Origin of the sequence: Mesorhizobium sp. M4B.F.Ca.ET.089.01.1.1 (assembly GCF_004022605.1) — a bacterium.
Classification (GTDB): domain Bacteria; phylum Pseudomonadota; class Alphaproteobacteria; order Rhizobiales; family Rhizobiaceae; genus Mesorhizobium; species Mesorhizobium abyssinicae.
This window is the reverse complement of the sequence record NZ_RZOS01000874.1, coordinates 1-1,213: the sequence shown is the minus strand read 5'-3', so window position 1 is coordinate 1,213 and position 1,213 is coordinate 1. Positions and strand designations below refer to the sequence as shown.

General features: G+C 67.0%; 1 protein-coding gene. It reads left to right on the top strand.

What is annotated here, in order from left to right:
* Positions 1-1,213: 3-hydroxyacyl-CoA dehydrogenase family protein (locus tag EN780_RS34695; protein ID WP_133372889.1), on the top strand; the 1,213-nt coding region annotated here is incomplete at both ends.

Genomic DNA, 1,213 nt, shown 5'->3' with positions numbered 1-1,213 from the left:
ACCGCAATGAGCGCCTTGCCGAAACCGATCTTTCGGCTTTCGACGCCAAGGCGGCCGAGCTGGCCAGGAAGGCGCGCGGCCTGGAGGCTCCGCTTGCCTGCGCGCAGGCAGTGCGCAACGCGATCACGCTGCCATTCGATGAAGCGCTGGCGGCCGAGCGCCAGCTCTTTCTCAAGCTCGTTGCCGGCGACCAGTCGCGCGCGCAGCGGCATCTGTTTTTCGCCGAACGCGAAGCGGCAAAGATACAAGGCAAGGACGTCACGCGGCGCAAGATCGCCCGCGTCGGCATCATCGGCGCCGGCACGATGGGCGGCGGCATCGCGATGGCCTTTGCCAATGGCGGCTTTCCGGTGACCTTGCTCGAAACCGGCGAGGAGGCGCTGCAACGGGGCCTCGCAATGATCGAGAAGAACTACGCCGTCTCGGTCGGGCGTGGCTCGCTGACGGAAGAGGCCAGGCAGCAACGGCTTGGCCTGTTCACGGGCAGCACCGACTATGCCGACCTTGCCGATTGCGACCTGGTCATAGAGGCCGTGTTCGAGGACATGGCGGTCAAGAAGGTGGTGTTCGGCAAACTCGACGCGGTGGCCAGGCCGGGCGCGATCCTTGCCACCAACACCTCCTATCTCGATGTCGACGAGATCGCCGCCTCGACGTCGCGGCCGCAGGATGTGCTCGGCATGCATTTCTTCTCGCCGGCCAATGTCATGAAGCTTTTGGAAATCGTGCGCGCCGATAGGACCGCGCCCGACGCGCTGGCGACGGTTGCGGAGCTGGCGCGGCGCATCGGCAAGGTGCCGGTCGTTGTCGGCGTCTGCCACGGCTTCGTCGGCAATCGCATGCTGTCCGCGCGCGGCACGGAGAACGAAGCGCTGTTGCTGGAAGGGGCGACGCCCGGCCAGGTCGACAAGGCGTTCACCGATTTCGGCTGGCCGATGGGGCCGTTCCAGATGGGCGACCTCGCCGGCCTCGACATCGGCTGGCGCAACCGCAAGGCGCGCGGCCAGACGGCGGTGATTGCCGACACGCTCTGCGGGCAGGGCCGTTTCGGCCAGAAGACCGGCAGGGGCTGGTATCGCTATGAGAGCGGCTCGCGCGAGCCTGCCCCTGATCCCGAGGTCGAGGAACTGATCCGCGCCAAGGCGGCCGAGCTCGGCATCGCGCGGAGCGAAATCGGCGCGGACGAGATCATCGAGCGCACGCTCTATCCCCT